This window comes from Micromonospora sp. WMMD998 (assembly GCF_029581235.1).
Classification (GTDB): Bacteria; Actinomycetota; Actinomycetes; order Mycobacteriales; family Micromonosporaceae; genus Micromonospora.
Map to the genome: position 1 here is coordinate 4,692,388 of NZ_CP120740.1, position 17,033 is coordinate 4,709,420.

A 17,033-nucleotide genomic window follows, 5' to 3' on the forward strand; every position below is an offset into this window, starting at 1 on the left:
CGGAAACGACACGTTCACGGATCGGGCCGCCGGGAGACCGGCGTCGGGTGCCGCGACCGGACGCATCATGATGGGCAGCAGCGGCGGACGGATCGCCGGGATCGGAGGACTGATGGGCCGCAACCGCGCCACCCTGGCCGACGTCGCCGAGCGCGCCGGGCTGTCCAAGACCGCCGCGTCGATGGTGCTCAACGGCCGGGAGGGCACCCGACTCTCCGCCGAGGCGCACCAGCGGGTCTTCGCGGCGGCCGAGGAACTCGGTTACCGGCCCAACGTGGCCGCCCGCAGCCTGCGTACCCGCAAGACCGCCACCATCGCGTTCGTCTCCGACATCGTCGCCACCACCCGCTTCGCCGGCGGCCTGATCCGGGGCGCGCTGGACGCGGCCCGCGAGCGCGACCACGTCCTGCTCATCACCGAGACCCAGGGCGACGCGGCCTTCGAGCGGTACGCGATCGAGGCGATCCTGGACCGCCAGGTCGACGGCGTGATCTACGCCGCCATGGCGACCCGCCGGCTGACGGTGCCGCCGGCGATCCTCGGGGGCCGGGTGGTGCTGCTCAACGCCACGAGCGCGGAGCCACTGCCGTGCGTGCTGCCGGACGACGAACAGGCCGGCGCCGCGATCGCCGAGACCCTGCTCGGGCTCGGTCACCGGGACCGGATCGCGCTCATCGGCCGCAACCGGCAGAAGGAGAACGACCCGGAGATCTCGCTGGCCGCCGCCGCCCGGCTGCGCGGCATCCGGGGCGCCCTCGCCGCCGCCGGCGTGTCGCTGCTGACCGAGGGCTTCTGCCCGGAGTGGCAGCCGGAGCACGGCCACACCGCGACCCGCGCGCTGCTGCGGCAGCCGGTCCGGCCGAGCGCGGTCATCTGCATGAACGACCGGCTCGCCTTCGGCGCCTACCAGGCGCTCGGCGAGGCCGGCCTGCGCGTCCCGGACGACCTCTCGGTGATCTCCTTCGACGACGATCCGATCGCCACCTGGCTGCGCCCGAAGCTGTCCACCGCCGCGCTGCCGCACGAGCAGATGGGACGCCGGGCGGTGGAGTCGCTGCTGGACGGCGACGGGCACGAGCCGGCGTACGTGCCGATGCCGCTGCGCCGCCGCCGGTCCGTCGCCGCGCCGGCCGGCTGACCACCGGCCGGCTGACCACCGGGCGGCGGGCCACCGGGCGGTGGCCGCTAAACCGATTCACTGATAGCTTTCCCGCCATGTTACGTCTGCCCGACCACTGGGTGTGGGACAGCTGGTACGCCCAGGACGACGACGGTTCGTGGCACGTGTTCTTCCTGCGTGCCTCCCGGGCCCTGCTCGACCCGCACCGCCGTCACCGGCGCGCCTCGATCGGCCACGCCGTCTCCACCGACCTGCGCTCCTGGCGGCTGGTCGCGGACGCGCTCGTGCCCGCGGAGGAGCCCGGCTGGGACGACCTGGCCACCTGGACCGGGTGCACGGTCCGCGGCCCGGACGGACGCTGGCACCTGTTCTACACCGGCGTCGGGCGGGCCGAGGACGGGCTGGTCCAGCGGATCGGGCTGGCCGTCTCCGACGACCTGGTCACCTGGCGGCGGCACGGCGACGCGCCGATCGTGGAGGCCGACCCCACCTGGTACGAGGTGCTCGACCGGGAGATGTGGTACGAGCAGGCGTGGCGCGACCCGTGGGTCTTCCCCGACCCCGATGGCGACGGCTGGCACATGCTCGTCACCGCCCGCGCCAACCAGGGCCCCGCCGGCGAGCGGGGCGTCATCGGCCACGCCACCTCACCGGACCTGCTCGACTGGACCGTCCGGCCCCCGCTGTCCGCGCCGGCCGGCTTCGGGCACCTGGAGGTGCCGCAGGTCGCCGTGGTGGACGGGCAGCCGCTGCTGCTGTTCTGCACCAACGCGGTCGCCGCCGGCCGGGGACCGGCGCACCAGCTCTGGGTGGCCGGCGCGCCGACCGTCCGCGGGCCCTGGGACGTGCCGGCGGCCCGGCCGGTGGAGCTGCCGCACCTGTACGCGCCGCGGCTGGTCCCGGACGCCGGCGGCTGGTCCCTGATCGGGTTCGTCGACCAGGTCGACGGCGCGTTCGTCGGCGAGCTCAGCGACCCGATCCCGGTCCGCCACGACCCGGCCGCCGGGCTGGTCACCCGGTGACGGCCCCGGCCGCCGCCGAGGCCGGGCCCGGACCGGCCCGCAGATCCTCCTCGATCCGCCTCGCCGCGGCCAGCAGCGGCGGGAGCAGATCCCGCCGGATCACCTCGAAGGACCCCCGGGTGGCGTGCGCGGACACGTTCACCGCCGCCACCACCGACCCGTCCTCGCCGTGGATCGGCGCGGCCAGCGACCGCAGCCCCTCCTCCAGCTCCTGGTCCACGATCGCGTACCCCTGGGCGGCGACCCGGGTCAGCACGGCGCGCAGCTTCGCCGGGTCGGTGACGGTGCGCCGGGTCAACGGACGCAGCTCCGCGGTGGCCAGGTAGTCGCCCAGCCAGTCCGCCGGTTGCGCGGCGAGCAGCACCCGGCCCATGGACGTGGCGTACGCGGGGAAGCGGGTCCCGACGCTGATCCCCACCGTCATGATCCGCTTGGTCGGCACGCGGGCGACGTAGACCACCTCGCCGCCGTCGAGCACCGACACCGAGCAGGACTCGCGCACCTGCGCGACGAGCGCCTCCATGTGCCGGCGGGCGATGTCGGGCAGGCCCAGGCCGGACAGGTAGGCGTAGCCGAGGTCGAGGATCCGCGCCCGCAGCGAGAAGAGACGGCCGTCGGTGTGCACATAGCCCAACTCGACCAGGGTGAGCAGGAACCGGCGCGCCGCGGCCCGGGTCAGACCGGTCCGGCGGGCCACCTCGCTGAGCGTCAGCCGCGGATGGTCGGCGTCGAACGCCCGGATCACCGCGAGGCCACGCTCCAGCGACTGGACGAACTCCGGCGACCTCGCCGCCTCGCCGCTCACGCTCACCCGGCCTCCCGCCGCAGGGTCTCCCGGGCCACCGTGAACGCCCGGTTCGCCGCCGGTACGCCAGCGTAGACGCCGACCTGGAGCAGGACCTCCGCCACCTCCTGCTCGCTCAGCCCGTTGCGCAGCGCGGCCCGGACGTGCATCGCCAACTCCTCGTCGTGGCGCAGGGTGGCGAGCACGGCGAGGGTCACGCAACTGCGGGTACGCCGGTCGAGACCCGGCCGGCTCCACACCTCGCCCCAGGCGTAGCGGGTGATGAAGTCCTGGAAGTCGGCGGTGAACCCGTCCGTGCCGGCGACCGCGCGGTCGACGTGCGGATCACCGAGCACCTGCCGGCGTACCGTCATGCCCTGCTCGTGCCGCTCGCGGTCGTTCATCGCTCATCCGGCCTCTCGTCGAAGTGGTCCAGCAGGAGCCGGCACACCCGCTCCGGCTGCCCGACGTTGGCCAGGTGCGCCGCCTCGCCGACGACTTCCAGCCGGGCCCCGGGGATCCGCCCGGCGATGTCGCGGGCGTGCCCGACCGGCGTGGCCGCGTCGTCCGCGCCCGCGATCACAAGCGTCGGCGCGCCGATCCGGCCGAGGACGGGGCGCAGGTCCATCGCGGCGATCGCCTCGCAGCAGGCGGCGTACCCGGCGGGGGGCGTCGCGGTCAGCATGGCCCGGAACGCGGCGACCACGTCCGGCCGGGCGGCGACGAAACCCGGGGTGAACCAGCGCGCCACCACCGCGTCGGCGATCGCCGGCAGGCCGGCGGCCCGGACCGTCGCCGCCCGTTCCCGCCACGGCCCGGGCGGGCCGAGCGACGCCGACGTGCACAGCAGCGCCAGCCGCCGCAACCGGTCGGGCGCGTACGCGGCGAGCCACATGCCGACCATGCCGCCGAGCGACAGCCCCGCGTAGTGGACCCACGGCACGCCGAGGCCGTCGAGCGTCCGCAGCAGCTCCCGGCCCAGGAGATCCAGCGAGTACGGGCCCGGCGGCACCGCCGAGCGACCGTGGCCCAGGTGGTCGTACCGGATCACCCGGAACCGGCCGGCGAGCGCGGCCACCTGGGGTTCCCACATCGCGCCGGCAGTGCCGAGGGAGCTGCCAAGCAGCAGCACCGGCGCGCCGGCCGGCCCGTCCGACGTGGTGTGCAGCCGGGCGGTCACCGTGGCGCGTCCCGGGCGGCGGCCAGGGCCCGGTCGACGAAGTGGCCGGCCGAGCCGAGCCAGCGGAACGGGTCGAGCGCCTCGTCGACCTGCGCCTCGGACAGGTGGGCGCGGATCTCGGGGTCGGCGAGCAGCGCGGCCCGGAACGACGGCGCGGCGGCGGCGCGGGTGACCAGGTCGTGCGCGACGCCGCGACCGACGGCGGGGGCCAGCCGCGCGGCGACGGCCTCGGCGAGCACGAGGCCGCCGGTCGCGTCCAGGTTCGCCCGCATCCGCTCCGGACGCACCCGCAACCCGGCGAGCATCCGGGCGCACCGGGCGGCGGCGCCGCCGGCGATGTGCAGCAGGTCGAGCAGGGGCTCCCACTCGGCGTGCCAGCCGCCGGCGGCCCGCTCGTGCTCCTGCGCCGCCGCGGCGAACAGGGTGGCGACGAGACCCGGGCCGCGCCGGGCCGCGGCGGTGACCAGGATCGAGTCCACCGGGTTGCGTTTGTGCGGCATGGCCGAGGAGCCGCCCCGCCCGTCGCCGCCCTCGGTGACCTCGCCGATCTCGGTCTGGGCGAGCAGCCCGACGTCGAGCGCGACCTTGCCGGCGGCCACCAGGAGCCCACCCAGTGCGGCGGCCAGGTCGAGCCGGGGTTGGCGGCGGGTGTGCCAGGGCAGCGGACTCGCGGGCAGGCCCAGGCGCGCCGCGAACCGCTCGGCGACCTCCGGACCGGCCGGGCCGAACGCGGCCAGGGTGCCGACCGCGCCACCGAGTTGCGCGGGTTGCGCGACGCCCGCCTGCCGCAGCCGGTCCCGGGCCCCGACCAGACCGGTCAGCCAGCCGGCGGCCTTCAGCCCGAACGTGGTGGGCGCCGCCTGTTGCCCGAGGGTCCGGCCGACCATCACGGCGTCCCGGTGCGTGTCGGCCAACCGGGCGGCGGCGGCGAGCGCGGCGTCGAGGTGACCCGACAGCGGTCCGAGCGCCCGCACGGTGACCAGGACCAGCGCGGTGTCCAGGACGTCCTGACTGGTCGCGCCGGTGTGCACCCAGGCCCGGGCGTGCTCGGGCACCGCGGCGGTCAGCTCGCGGACCAGCGGGACGACCGGGTTGCCGGCGGCCTCGGCGGCCCGGCCGAGCGCCGCCGGGTCGAACCGCTCGGCGTGGCACCGCCCGACGATCGCCTCCGCCGCCGCGGGCGGCGCGATGCCGGCGTCGGCGGCGGCCCCGGCGAGCGCGGCCTCCACGTCGAGCATCGCCTGGAGCAGGGACACGTCGCCGAGTTCCGCGTCCACGTCCGGGGCGCCGGAGAGACCGCCGAGCAGGCCGTCAGACGGCGAAGAAGACGGTCTCACGGTCACCCTGGAGGTGGATGTCGAAGCGGAACCCGTCCGGCGCGGCGCTCGCCAGCAGCGTGTCCCGGCGGTCCGCGTCGACGCCGCGCAGCACGGGATCGGCGGCGTTCGCCGCCGGCTCGTCGGGAAAGTAGAGCCGGGTGACGAGACGGTGCAGCAGTCCCCGGCCCAGCACCGACAGGGTCAGGTGGGGGGCCTCGACACCGCCGTCCGGGTCGGGCAGCGCACCGGGCCTGACGGTCAGCAGCCGATAGCAGCCCTGCTCGTCGGTCTCGCTGCGGCCGAACCCCCGGAAACCCGGGAGCGCGGGTGGCCGGGCTCCGCGCGGGTCGTCCGGGTGGTCGAACCGGCCGTCCGGGTCGGCCTGCCAGCTCTCCACCAGCGCGTCGACCACCGGCGCGCCGGCGCCGTCGACGATCCGGCCCCGGATCCAGAACGCGCCGGGCGTGCCCTCGGGCACCACGTACGGGCCGTCGGGCCAGCGCAGACCGATGTGCAGGTACGGCCCGACCGTCTGCGCGGGCGTGACGCCGAGCCGCTCACTCATCGTCGTCACCGTCCTCGAAGGGAGTGCCCTCCCGGCCCCGCAGCACGATGTCGAACTCATAGGCCAGAGCCCACTCGGGCACCGTGGCGGCGTGGTCGTACCGGGCGACCATCCGTTGCCGGGCGGCCGGGTCGCGGACCGCGTTGAAGATCGGGTCCTGGACGAACAACGGGTCGCCCGGGAAGTACATCTGGGTCACCAGCCGCTGGGTGAACGCCCGGCCGAAGAGGGAGAAGTGGATGTGCGCCGGCCGCCAGGCGTTGTCGTGGTTGCGCCAGGGGTAGGCGCCGGGTTGCACGGTGACGAACCGGTAGCGCCCCTGGCCGTCGGTGAGCGCCCGGCCCACCCCGTCGAAGTGCGGGTCGAGCGGCGCCGGCCAGGTGTCCGCCGCGTGACGGTACCGGCCGGCGGCGTTGGCCTGCCAGATCTCCACGAGCGTGCCGGCCACCGGCCGGCCGTCGCCGTCGCGGACCCGGCCGTGCACGACGATCCGCTGGCCCTGCGGCTCGCCGTCGTGCTGGCGGGTCAGGTCGTGGTCGAGCGCGCCGAGACGCCCCTCCCCCAGCAGCGGCCCGGTGACCTCGGTCAGGCGCTGCGGCAGGTAGGCGAGCGGCTGCCGCGGCGCCCGCGCCACGGTGGACCCGTAGCCGGGACTGAGCAGGGGTGGATGGACGTCGACGTCGTCCCGCCGGTAGCGCGGCAGCACCAGGCCGCGGCCGGTCTGGTGGGCGGTGTCGTGGGTCATGGTCCTCTCCCGTCCGGCGCGGGTCGCCCGACCCTGGTCGCCTCCAACGCCCGCAGCACGTCGAGCTCGTGTGCCGTCGGTGGCTCCCCGGTGACCAGCCGTTCGGCGACGGCCAGGTCCCAGCCGGTGGCCGCCCGGGCCCGCTCCGGGGTCACGCCGGGATGCAGCCGGGTCAGTGTCAGCTCGCAGGTGACCGGGTCCGGTTCGAGGACGCCGAGGTCGGTGATCACCAGTCGGGGACCTCCGCCGCGCAGGCCGAGCCGCTCCCGGTCGCCCGGGCCCGAGCCGTAGCCGACCGAGGTGACGAAGTCGACCCGCGCGGTGAACGTCCGCGGGTTCTGCCGGACGATCACCACGACCTCGCCGCAGGAGGCGGCGATCTCCGGTGCGCCACCGGCGCCGGGCAGGCGGACCTCGGGAGCGTCGTAGTCACCGCCGATGACCGTGGTGTTGATGTTGCCGTACCGGTCGAGCTGCGCGGCGCCGAGGAAGCCGACGTCGATCCGGCCGGGTTGGAGCCAGTAGTTGAACACCTCGGGCACCGACACCACCGCGTCGGCCGTGTCGGCGAGGACACCGTCCCCGATGGACAGCGGCAGCCGGTCCGGTTTCGCGCCGAGGCAACCGGACTCGTAGACGAGCACCAGGTTCGGGGCGTGGGTGGCCCGGGCCAGGTTCGCCGCGGTGCTCGGCAGCCCGATCCCGACGAAGCAGGCGGCGCCGTCGCGCAGTTGCCGGGCGGCGGCGACGGTCATCATCTCGTCCGCCGTCCACTCCGCCGCGCTCACGGGGTGCCGACCAGGCGCACGTGCCGGTCCAGCCAGGCGCGGAAGGTGTCCCGGTCCCGGCTGACCGCGTCCCAGGCCCGGTAGAAGTCGTTGTCCCGCGTCGAGTAGCCCTGGGCGTAGGAGGGGTGCGCGCCACCGGGCGCCTCGGCCACCGCGGTGACCGCCCACCCGGGCAGGACGACCTGACCGGGCACGGGTGACAGCTCGTCCACGACCTCCTCGACGGTGACGAGCGACCGGTGGGCGGCGAGCACCGCCTCCTTCTGCACGCCGGTGATGCCCCACATCTGCACGTTGCCGGCCCGGTCGGCGCGCTGGGCGTGCACCACCGTCACGTCGGGACGCAGGGCGGGCACGGCGGTCAGGGTCTCCCCGGTGAAGGGGCAGGTGATCGGCCGGATGTTCGCGGTGTGCCGGGACAGGTCGGTGCCGGTGTAGCCGCGCAGGACGGCGAACGGCAGCCCGGACGCCCCGGCCACGTAACGGTTCGCCATGCCCGCGTGGCTGTGCTCCTCCAGCTCGAGCGGACCCGGCCAGGCGTGCCGCACCGCGTCCCGGAAGCGGTGCAGCGACCCGACACCCGGGTTGCCGCCCCAGGAGAACACCAGGCGGCGGGCGCACCCGGCGCCGATGAGCTGGTCGTAGATAACGTCGGGAGTCATCCGCACCAGGGTCAGGTCGCGCCGCCCCTGCCGGATGATCTCGTGCCCGGCGGCGAACGGAATGAGGTGGGTGAACCCCTCCAGGGCCACCACGTCGCCGTCGCGGACCAGGTCGGCCACACCGTCGGCCAGCGGGACCAGCTTCGCCATGAGCCTCCCCCGCCCTGTTCGCCATGCGGACTGTCGTGCTGAGAACGAACGTACGACGGACAGCGACATCCGTCAACGCCGTTGACGCGGGCCGGACCACGTGCCAACGTTCAGAACGAGAACAGCCGTTCGGTCAGCGAACATGTCGACGGCCCTGACCGATCGGATCCCACCCGTCCTGACCTGTGCGGAGGCGCCCGAGATGCGTACCCAGATCGGTATCGTCGGCGCCGGGCCGGCGGGACTCATGCTGTCGCACCTGCTGCACCTGCGCGGGATCGAGTCGGTGGTGCTGGAGAGCCGCAGCCGGGACCACGTCGAGCACCGGGTCCGGGCGGGAGTCCTCGAACAGGGCTCGGTCGACCTGCTGTGCCGCACCGGCCTCGGCGATCGGCTCAGCCGGGAGGGGCTGCGGCACGAGGGCATCGAGCTGCGCTTCGCCGGGGAGTCGCACCGGGTGCCGATGACGGAGCTGACCGGGCGGGCGATCACCGTCTACGGGCAGCAGGAGGTGGTCAAGGACCTGATCGCGGCCCGACTCGCGGCCGGCGGCGCGATCCACTTCGAGGCCGAGGCGGTACGCCTGGACGGCCTGGACACGGACGCCCCGACCGTCCACTTCCGCCGGAACGGGCGGGACGAGACGCTGCGGTGCGACTTCGTGGCCGGCTGCGACGGCTTCCACGGGGTCAGCCGCGCCGCGGTGCCCGACGGGGTGCTGAGCACGTACGAGCGGACGTACCCGTTCGCCTGGCTGGGCGTGCTCGCCGCCGCCGCGCCCGCGGTGGAGGAACTCGTCTACGCCCACCACGACCGCGGTTTCGCCCTCTACAGCATGCGCTCACCGGAGATCTCCCGGCTCTATCTTCAGGTGGCTCCGGACGAGGACATCGCCGCGTGGCCGGACGAGCGGATCTGGGCGGAGTTGCGGACGCGGCTGGAGACGGTGCCGGGCTGGTCGCTCAACGAGGGGCCGGTCCGGGAGAAGTCGATCACGCCGATGCGGAGCTTCGTGGTCGAGCCGATGCGGTGGGAGCGGCTGTTCCTGGCCGGGGACGCGGTGCACATCGTGCCGCCGACCGGCGCGAAGGGCATGAACCTGGCCCTCGCCGACGTCGCGCTGCTCGGGGACGCCTTCGCCGCGTGGTACGACCGGGGGCGCACGGACCTCCTGGCGGGCTACTCGGCGACGGCGCTGCGCCGGGTCTGGCGGGCGCAGCACTTCTCCTGGTGGATGACCTCGATGCTGCACCGGTTGGAGCGGGACGACCCGTACGAGGCGAAGCTCCAGACCGCCACGCTGCGATACGTCGCCACCTCCCGCGCCTACGCCACCAGCCTGGCCGAGAACTACGTGGGACTGCCCGTCGTTTAACTTATCCATGACGGGCGTCAGATTTTCTTGACTTTCGATATCGACGTGACTGACCATTTCCACCACAGCGGCGTGCCCCCACCCAGCGGTAGTGCACCTGTAGGCCCCGAGGCATCCGCCGGCTTTCGACGCACCCACCACCCCCGCCCAGGAAGGGTCTCGTCAATGAAGAAGGTCATGGCTCTCGGGCTGATCGCCGCCACCGTGATCGCCCTCACCGGATGCACCGACTCCGACGCGCAATCCCCGTCCGACCAGGGCTCGGGCGAGTTGCGCCAGGTCCGGGTCGCGGCGCTGCCCATCACCGAGACCGCCGCGCTGTGGGGCGGCATCAAGGCGGGCATCTTCGCCGAGCACGGCCTCAAGGTCGAGGTGCTGCCCGCCCAGGGCGGCGCGCAGGCCATTCCCGCCCTGACCAACGGCGACATCGACTTCGCGATCGGCCAGCCCTTCGGCCCGTTCCGGGCCGACCTGGGCAATCTCGGCGTCGTCATCATCGGCAACTACGCCTCCTCGTACGCCGACGGCGACGACATCAACGCCGTGGTGGCCTCGGCGAAGTCCGGCATCAAGCAACCGGCCGAACTCGCCGGCAAGCGGGTCGCGGTCAACAGCCTCGGCGCCGCCGGCGACGTGACGATCATGGCGGCGGTGGAGAAGGACGGCGGCGACCCATCCAAGGTCAAGTTCGTCGAGGTCGCCTTCCCGGACACCCCGGCCCAACTCCAGGCCGGCAACATCGACGCCGCGTGGGTGCCGGAGCCCTTCGTCACGCAGTTGAAGAACCGGGGCGACACCGTGGTCGTCGAGCCCTACCAGGCGGTCGTGCCCGGCCTGGCCACCCTCACCACGATCACCACGAAGGAACGCACCGAGAAGGACGCCAAGCTGATCGCGGACTTCTCGGCCGCGATGAAGGAGACGCTCGCGTGGGCCGAGGACCCGGCCAACGAGCCGGCCGTCCGGCAGGCCATCAAGGACAACCTCGAACTGCCCCCGCCGGTCGCGGAGTCGGTGCGGCTCCCGGCGTTCGGGTGGGAGGTCGACCGGGCGAGCCTGCGCACGCTCGCCGAGCTGGCACAGAAATACAAGGTGCTCGACAGGCAGCCCGACTTCGACCGCCTCATCCAGCAGCAGTAGCCGGCGTGGGCGTCCTCTCCGGCCGGGGCCGGCGCGCGTCACGCAGGGCGGTGCTGGGCGTCGCCGGCCTGGCCGGGTTCCTCGCCCTCTGGCAGTCGATCCCCGCGCTGGGCCTGATCGACCCGCAGTATCTGCCGTACGTGACCGACGTGCTGGCGCGGTTGTCCGAACAACTCGTCGACCTCGCCTTCTGGCGTCGGCTGGGCAGCACCATGACGTCCTGGGCGATCGGCCTGAGCCTGGCGACGGTCGCCGCCGTCGTCCTCGGCACGGTCGTCGGCCTGGTGCCGCCCCTGCGGCGCGCCACCCACACCACCGTCGAGTTCCTGCGACCGATCCCGTCGGTCGCCCTCATCCCGCTCGCCGTGCTGATGTTCGGCATCCAGATGCGGGCCGCCCTCGTCATCATCGTCTACGCGTCGTTCTGGCAGGTGTTCGTGCAGGTGATCTACGGGGTGGCCGACGTCGACGCGGTCGCCCGCGACACCGCCCGCAGCTTCGGCCTGACCCGGCGGGAGCAGTTGTCCCACCTCGTCCTGCCGACCGCCCTGCCCTACCTCATGACGGGTCTGCGGCTCGCGGCGGCGGTCGCGCTGATCCTCGCCGTCACCGCCGAGATGGTGATCGGGAACCCCGGCCTCGGGCGCATGATCGAGCTGTCCCGGTCCGCCGGGGACGCCACCGGGCTGTACGCCCTGGTCGTGGTCACCGGCCTGCTCGGGCTCGCGGTGAACCTGGTCTTCCGGTTCGTCGAACGCCTGACACTGTCCTGGCACCAGTCGGTACGCGGCGAGGAGGCGCGGTGACCGCGTACCCCGGCCGGATCGCCGCCGCGCCGCGCGGCCCGGGCGTCGGCGCCCGGATCGGGGCGGGCCTGCTCCACGCGCTCGGGCTGCCGATGCTGCTCCTGGTGGGCTGGGCGCTGGTGGCGACCAGGGCGACGAGCGGGTTCTTCCCCGGCCCGGCCGAGATCGCCCGAGCCTTCGTGGACACCTGGGTCGGCCCGGCCTTCGTCGAGGACGTGCTGCCGAGTCTCTGCCGCCTCGGCCTCGGTGTCACCGGGTCGATCGTGCTCGGCGTCGCCGCCGGCACGGTGATCGGCCTGTTCCCGTGGCTGCGCGACCTCCTCGAACCGCTGCTGGAGTTCTTCCGGGCCATCCCGCCGCCGGTGCTGATCCCGGTGGTCATGCTCCTGCTCGGCATCACCGACACGATGAAGGTGGCGGTGATCGTCTCCGGCGCGCTCTGGCCGATCCTGCTGAACACGATCGAGGGGGTCCGGGCGACCGACAGCGTCATGACCGAGACCGCGGCCTCGTTCCGGATCACCTGGTGGGAGCGGTTGTGGTTCCTCGTGCTGCCCGCCGCCGGCCCCCGCATCATGACCGGTGTCCGGCAGGCCCTGTCGGTCGCGCTCATCCTCATGGTGATCTCCGAGATGTTCGCCTCGTCGTCGGGGCTCGGCTACCGGATCGCCTACTTCCAGCGCAACTACCTCATCGCCGAGATGTGGAGCGGCATCCTCCTGCTCGGCCTCGTCGGCGTTCTCCTCGCCGTCGTGTTCGGTCTCGTCGAACGGCGCGTCCTGCGCTGGTACCACGGAGTCAGGGAGGCCAGCCGTGCCTGATCGGAGCACTCTGCTGCGGGTGGAACACCTGCGGAAGGTCTACGGGTCCACGACCGGGGACGTGGAGGCGATCGGCGACCTGAGCTTCACCATGGACGCCGGTGAGCTGGTCTGCATCGTCGGGCCGTCCGGGTGCGGCAAGACCACGCTGCTGAAGTGCCTCGCCGGCCTGCTGCGCCCCACGAGCGGCCTGGTCGAGATGGACGGCGCGCCGGTGACCGGGCCGAGTCCCGCCATGGCCGTCGTGTTCCAGGAGTACGGCCGCAGCCTCTACCCGTGGCTGACCGTGCGCGGCAACGTCGAGCTTCCGCTGCGGCACAAGAAGCTGCCCCGGGCCCGACGGGACACGCTGGTCGCCGACGCGATCGACGCGGTCGGCCTCGCGCACGCCACGCGCAGCCACCCGTGGCAGCTCTCCGGCGGGATGCAGCAGCGGGTGGCGATCGCGCGGGCCATCGCGTACGAGCCGGAGATCCTGATCATGGACGAGCCGTTCGCCGCGGTCGACGCCCAGACCCGCGCGGACCTGGAGGACCTGGTCCGCGAGCTGCACGCCAGCCGCCGGATCTCGACGCTGTTCGTCACCCACGACATCGACGAGGCGGTGTATCTCGGTCAGCGGGTTCTAGTATTGTCCACCTCGCCGACCCGGGTCCGGGAGGACCTGGCGATCGACCTGCCGCCGGAGCGCGACCAGATCACGACCCGCGCCCTGCCCCGTTTCACGGAGCTGCGGACGCACGTCTACGACCAGATCCAGCGGGCCCGGCGCGGACCGGCGGTGGCCCCGCGATCCGCTCGGTGACCGGGGCCGCCACACCGGCATCGCCGAGAGGGAGGGCTGTGCGTAGTCGTCAACCGAAGCAACTGCTGCTCGCGTTCTTCGGCGAGCACGTCGTCGACGGCGCCACCGGGCCGATCCGGGCGAGCGTGCTGATCGGCGTGCTGGAGGGCGCCGGCGTCGCCGCGCCGGCGACCCGCGCCACCCTCGACCGCCTCGTGCACAGCGGCATCCTCGCCCGCGCCCGCAGCGGCCGGGAGACCCTGTTCTCGCTGACCGAGCACGGGGCCGCGGTGCTGCGCGAGGCGAAGGACCGGGTCCGCGGGCCGCGGCCGTTCGACCCCCAGGGCAGCGGGTGGACGCTTGTCACCTTCACCATCCCGGAGGGCCAGCGGATGCTGCGGCACCGGCTGCGCTCGACCCTGACCTGGGAGGGCTTCGCGCCGCTGCGGGACGGGCTCTGGCTGGCGCCCGGCGAGGTCGACCTCGCCGGGTCGTTGGAGCCGCTGCGGCAGGACCTCCCGCCGCACTCGGTGGTGGCGTTCCACGCCCGCGAACTCGACGGGTTCCCGATCGGCGAGAGCGTGCGCGCGGCGTGGGACATCGAGGCGATCCGGCGTCAGCACCTCGCGTTCATCGAGGTGTGGGACGACCCGGCCGCGACGACGATGGCGCCCGGCGCGCTGACCGTGCGGACGATGCTCGTGGCGGACTGGCTCGCGCTGCTGCGCGCCGACCCGAGGCTGCCGGCCGAGTTCATGGACGCGCAGTGGCCGGCGACCCGCTCGGCGGAGACCTACCGGCGCACGCACGAGAAGCTGGCCGAGGCGTCCGCCGCCGAGTTCGCCGACCTCGTCGCGGCCCCGGGCGGGGTCAGGCGCCGAAGCGGGCCCGCAGCTCGGCCTTCCGCACCTTCCCCGACGCGGTCCGCGGCAACTCGTCCACGATGACGACGTTCTTCGGCAGCTTGTAGCGCGCGAGCCGCCCGTCGAGGTGGTCGCGTACGGCGTCGGTGTCCAGGGACGCCCCCGGGCGTACGGTCACGACCGCCCACGGCACCTCCCCCCACCGCTCGTCCGGCACCCCGATGACCGCCGCCGAGGTCACCCCGTCGATCTCGGCGAGCAACTGTTCGAGTTCGGCCGGGTAGATGTTCTCGCCCCCCGAAATGATCATGTCCTTGAGCCGGCCGGAGATGTGGAGGTAGCCGTCGGCGTCCAGGTGGCCCAGGTCGCCGGAGCGGAACCACCCGTCGGCCGTGAACACCTCGGCGGTCACCTCCGGCAGCCCGTGATAGCCGGGGAAGACGTTGGGGCCGGCGATCTCGATCTCACCGACCTCACCGGCGGGCGCCACGGCGCCCGTCCCGTCGGTGATCCGCACGTCGGTGAAGAAGTGCGGCAGGCCGACGCTGCCCTGCTTGGCGCGGGTCATCGCCGGCGGCAACGCGGTGACGCCCGGCGCGGCCTCGGTCATGCCGTAACCCTGCGAGAACGACAACCCCCGCGCCTCGTACGCGTCGAGGACGCGGGTCGGCACCGCCGAGCCGCCGCAGGTGAGCTTCGCCAGCGTGGACAGGTCGGTCGCGGCCCACGCCGGGTGGTCGGCCATGAGCTGGTAGGTGGTCGGCACCCCGCTGAGCATGGTCACCCCGTGCCGCTCGATCCGGGCCAGCGCCCGGCCCGGCTCGAAGCCCTTCTCGAGGACCATGGTGGCGCCCTTGAGGAAGACGGGCAGGGCGCCCATGCCGAGCGAGGCGACGTGGAACAGCGGCGAGATCATCAGCGCCACGTCGGTCGAGACGACGTCGTAGTCGACCACGCAGTTGAGCGCGACCCAGGTGAGGTTCCCGTGGGTCAGCACCGCGCCCTTGGCCCGACCGGTCGTGCCCGAGGTGTAGATGATCGCCGCCGGGTCGTGGTGGTCGGTGCGGACCGGGCCGGCGAAACCGGCGGCGGCCCGCGCCAGCCGGGCGAGCCCCGGCCGGTCCGCGGTCCCCGCACCGGTGACGATGACGTGCCGGTTCCCGGCGGCGAGCCCGGCGGCGGCCACCGGCCCGGCGAACTCCGGGTCGTGGATGAGCACCCGCGTGCCGGAGTCCGTGACGACGTGGGCGATCTCGGGCGGCGCGAGCCGGGTGTTGACCGGCACGAAGACGGCGCCGAGCTGGGCCGCGCCGAACATCACCTGGAGGAACTCCGGGCTGTTCTCGCCGAGGTAGGCGACCGCGTCGCCGACGCCGACGCCCCGCTCCCGCAGCGTCGCCGAGACCCGGTCCACGGCGTCGGCGAACTGGCCGTACGTCATGGTCGACAGGTCGCCGTGGATGAGGGCGACCTTGTCCGGGGACCTGAGCCGGCGCCTGGCCACCCAGGCGCCGATGCCGTGCTGACGCATCGTCGCCTCCGGCTCAGGCGTGGAAGCGGTACAGCCCGCGCGCGACGACCGCGGGCTTGGTCCCGCCCTCGATCTCGATGGTCTGGTCGACGGCGAGCTGGTAGCCGCCGCGGACCTCGGTGACCTCGACGACGGTGGCCCGCATGCGCACCCGGGAGCCGACCATGACCGGCGCCGGGAAGCGCACCCGGTCGAGGCCGTAGTTCAGCTTGGTGGACACGCCCTTGACCTCGAGCAGCTCGGTCCAGAGGGGTACGGCGAGCGAGAGGGTGAGGAAGCCGTGCGCGATCGGCGCGCCGAACGGGCCGCTCCTGGCCCGCTCGGGGTCGACGTGGATCCACTGGTGGTCGTCGGTGGCGTCGGCGAACAGGTTCACCTGGCCCTGGGTGACGGTCCGGTAGGCGGTGTGACCGAGGTCGGCGCCGGCCAGGTCGGCCAGCTGGTCGTAGGCGATGGTGGTCGTCATGGCGCTTCCTCTCGTCGTCAGCGGGCGAGGCCCAGCAGCCGGACCGCGTTGTCCTTCAGGATGCCGGGGAGCACGTCCGGCTTCAGGTCGGTGGCGGCCACGTCGCGCAGCCACCGGTCGGGGGTGAGCAACGGGTAGTCGGTGCCGAAGAGCACCCGCTGCCGGAGCAGGGAGTTGGCGTGCCGCACCAGCTCGGCCGGGAAGTATTTCGGGCTCCAGCCGGACAGGTCGATCCAGGTGTTGTGCTTGTGCGTGGCCACCGAGAGCGCCTCGTCCTGCCAGGGCACCGACGGGTGCGCCATGATGATCTGCAACTCCGGGAAGTCGGCCGCGACCGGGTCGAGCAGCATCGGGTTGGACAGGCCGAGCCGCAGGCCGTAGCCGCCCGGGAGACCCGCGCCGATCCCGGTCTGTCCGGTGTGGAACAGCGCCGGGACGCCGGCCCGTTCGAGCAGGCCCCACAGCGGCGCGTACTCGTCGTGGCTCGGGTCGAACCCCTGCACCGTCGGGTGGAACTTGAAGCCGCGTACGCCCTCCTCCTCGATCAGCCGGGCGGCGAGGTCGAGGGCCGCCGCGCCGGTGCGCGGGTCGACCGAGCCGAAGGGGATGAGCACGTCGGCGTGCTCGGCCGCCGCGCGGGCGATGTCCACGCTGGACAGCGGCGGATGCCTCAACTGCGTGCCCGCGTCCACGGTGAAGACGACAGCGGCCATGTCGCGCTCGCGGTAGTACCGCGCCACCGCGTCCACCGCCGGCCGGGGCCCGTCCGTGCGGAAGTATCTCGACACCGCGGCGACGAGCGGCTCGGGCAGGGAGGCGTGACCGTGGTCGTCGACCTCGATGTGCACGTGCATGTCGATCGCCGTGACGGTGTCGAGGTCGATCGCGGGTCGGTACATGGGCGGCAACCTC

19 protein-coding genes are annotated in these 17,033 nt (G+C 73.7%); 8 read left to right on the forward strand and 11 right to left on the reverse strand.

What is annotated here, in order from left to right:
- Nucleotides 1–112 precede the first annotated feature (112 nt).
- On the forward strand, nucleotides 113–1,138 hold the full coding sequence (locus O7619_RS21400) for a LacI family DNA-binding transcriptional regulator (RefSeq protein WP_282283016.1): 1,026 nt from the start codon (nucleotides 113–115) through the stop codon (nucleotides 1,136–1,138).
- A 77-nt stretch (nucleotides 1,139–1,215) separates the two neighbouring features.
- Complete coding sequence (locus tag O7619_RS21405; RefSeq protein ID WP_282283017.1) at nucleotides 1,216–2,142, forward strand: glycoside hydrolase family 68 protein; 927 nt, start codon at nucleotides 1,216–1,218, stop codon at nucleotides 2,140–2,142.
- On the opposite strand, the gene O7619_RS21410 is transcribed toward O7619_RS21405, so the two are convergent.
- Genes O7619_RS21410 through O7619_RS21445 form a run of 8 tightly spaced genes read right to left on the reverse strand, consistent with a single transcriptional unit; the run spans nucleotide 2,132 to nucleotide 8,335 of the window.
- Nucleotides 2,132–2,953, reverse strand: a complete 822-nt coding sequence (locus tag O7619_RS21410) for an IclR family transcriptional regulator C-terminal domain-containing protein (RefSeq protein WP_282283018.1) — start codon at nucleotides 2,951–2,953, stop codon at nucleotides 2,132–2,134. The two genes, O7619_RS21405 and O7619_RS21410, sit on opposite strands and share 11 nt — an antisense overlap.
- The gene (gene pcaC, locus O7619_RS21415; protein ID WP_282283019.1) at nucleotides 2,950–3,330 is read right to left on the reverse strand and encodes a 4-carboxymuconolactone decarboxylase; all 381 of its coding nucleotides are present in this window, start codon (nucleotides 3,328–3,330) and stop codon (nucleotides 2,950–2,952) included. The genes O7619_RS21410 and pcaC overlap by 4 nt, the downstream gene beginning before the upstream one ends.
- The gene (pcaD, locus tag O7619_RS21420; RefSeq protein ID WP_282283021.1) at nucleotides 3,327–4,106 is read right to left on the reverse strand and encodes a 3-oxoadipate enol-lactonase; all 780 of its coding nucleotides are present in this window, start codon (nucleotides 4,104–4,106) and stop codon (nucleotides 3,327–3,329) included. Before pcaD ends, pcaC begins: the two co-directional genes overlap by 4 nt.
- Complete coding sequence (gene pcaB / locus O7619_RS21425; RefSeq protein WP_282283022.1) at nucleotides 4,103–5,443, reverse strand: 3-carboxy-cis,cis-muconate cycloisomerase; 1,341 nt, start codon at nucleotides 5,441–5,443, stop codon at nucleotides 4,103–4,105. Before pcaB ends, pcaD begins: the two co-directional genes overlap by 4 nt.
- Nucleotides 5,418–5,990 (reverse strand): protocatechuate 3,4-dioxygenase subunit alpha, encoded by a 573-nt coding sequence (gene pcaG / locus O7619_RS21430; RefSeq protein ID WP_282283023.1) that lies wholly within the window; start codon nucleotides 5,988–5,990, stop codon nucleotides 5,418–5,420. Before pcaG ends, pcaB begins: the two co-directional genes overlap by 26 nt.
- Nucleotides 5,983–6,735, reverse strand: a complete 753-nt coding sequence (gene pcaH, locus O7619_RS21435) for a protocatechuate 3,4-dioxygenase subunit beta (RefSeq protein WP_282283024.1) — start codon at nucleotides 6,733–6,735, stop codon at nucleotides 5,983–5,985. The genes pcaG and pcaH overlap by 8 nt, the downstream gene beginning before the upstream one ends.
- Nucleotides 6,732–7,493 carry a CoA-transferase gene (locus O7619_RS21440; protein ID WP_348774383.1) on the reverse strand — a complete coding sequence of 254 codons (762 nt, stop codon included), beginning with the start codon at nucleotides 7,491–7,493 and terminating at the stop codon, nucleotides 6,732–6,734. Before O7619_RS21440 ends, pcaH begins: the two co-directional genes overlap by 4 nt.
- Before the next feature lie 26 nt (nucleotides 7,494–7,519).
- Nucleotides 7,520–8,335: a CoA-transferase gene (locus tag O7619_RS21445; RefSeq protein ID WP_282283027.1), complete on the reverse strand. Its 816-nt coding sequence runs from the start codon at nucleotides 8,333–8,335 to the stop codon at nucleotides 7,520–7,522.
- Between the two features lie 202 nt (nucleotides 8,336–8,537).
- Here O7619_RS21445 and O7619_RS21450 point away from each other — a divergent pair, with 202 nt between their 5' ends.
- From O7619_RS21450 to O7619_RS21475, 6 genes are all read left to right on the forward strand, one after another.
- Nucleotides 8,538–9,710 carry a 4-hydroxybenzoate 3-monooxygenase gene (locus O7619_RS21450; RefSeq protein WP_282283028.1) on the forward strand — a complete coding sequence of 391 codons (1,173 nt, stop codon included), beginning with the start codon at nucleotides 8,538–8,540 and terminating at the stop codon, nucleotides 9,708–9,710.
- A 165-nt stretch (nucleotides 9,711–9,875) separates the two neighbouring features.
- On the forward strand, nucleotides 9,876–10,850 hold the full coding sequence (locus tag O7619_RS21455) for an ABC transporter substrate-binding protein (protein ID WP_282283029.1): 975 nt from the start codon (nucleotides 9,876–9,878) through the stop codon (nucleotides 10,848–10,850).
- 5 nt (nucleotides 10,851–10,855) lie between these two features.
- Entirely contained in the window at nucleotides 10,856–11,656 is an 801-nt protein-coding gene (locus O7619_RS21460; RefSeq protein ID WP_282283030.1) for an ABC transporter permease, read from the forward strand.
- Nucleotides 11,653–12,477: an ABC transporter permease gene (locus O7619_RS21465; protein ID WP_282283031.1), complete on the forward strand. Its 825-nt coding sequence runs from the start codon at nucleotides 11,653–11,655 to the stop codon at nucleotides 12,475–12,477. The genes O7619_RS21460 and O7619_RS21465 overlap by 4 nt, the downstream gene beginning before the upstream one ends.
- Nucleotides 12,470–13,282 (forward strand): ABC transporter ATP-binding protein, encoded by an 813-nt coding sequence (locus O7619_RS21470; RefSeq protein ID WP_282283032.1) that lies wholly within the window; start codon nucleotides 12,470–12,472, stop codon nucleotides 13,280–13,282. The genes O7619_RS21465 and O7619_RS21470 overlap by 8 nt, the downstream gene beginning before the upstream one ends.
- 38 nt (nucleotides 13,283–13,320) lie before the next feature.
- Nucleotides 13,321–14,208, forward strand: a complete 888-nt coding sequence (locus tag O7619_RS21475; protein WP_282283033.1) for a PaaX family transcriptional regulator C-terminal domain-containing protein — start codon at nucleotides 13,321–13,323, stop codon at nucleotides 14,206–14,208.
- Here O7619_RS21475 and O7619_RS21480 read toward each other — a convergent pair.
- Genes O7619_RS21480 through O7619_RS21490 form a run of 3 tightly spaced genes read right to left on the reverse strand, consistent with a single transcriptional unit; the run spans nucleotide 14,132 to nucleotide 17,020 of the window.
- Nucleotides 14,132–15,655, reverse strand: a complete 1,524-nt coding sequence (locus O7619_RS21480) for a long-chain fatty acid--CoA ligase (protein ID WP_282283035.1) — start codon at nucleotides 15,653–15,655, stop codon at nucleotides 14,132–14,134. The two genes, O7619_RS21475 and O7619_RS21480, sit on opposite strands and share 77 nt — an antisense overlap.
- A gap of 13 nt (nucleotides 15,656–15,668) precedes the next feature.
- Complete coding sequence (locus O7619_RS21485; protein WP_282283036.1) at nucleotides 15,669–16,121, reverse strand: MaoC family dehydratase; 453 nt, start codon at nucleotides 16,119–16,121, stop codon at nucleotides 15,669–15,671.
- A 17-nt stretch (nucleotides 16,122–16,138) separates the two neighbouring features.
- Complete coding sequence (locus O7619_RS21490; protein ID WP_282283038.1) at nucleotides 16,139–17,020, reverse strand: amidohydrolase family protein; 882 nt, start codon at nucleotides 17,018–17,020, stop codon at nucleotides 16,139–16,141.
- Nucleotides 17,021–17,033 lie beyond the last annotated feature (13 nt).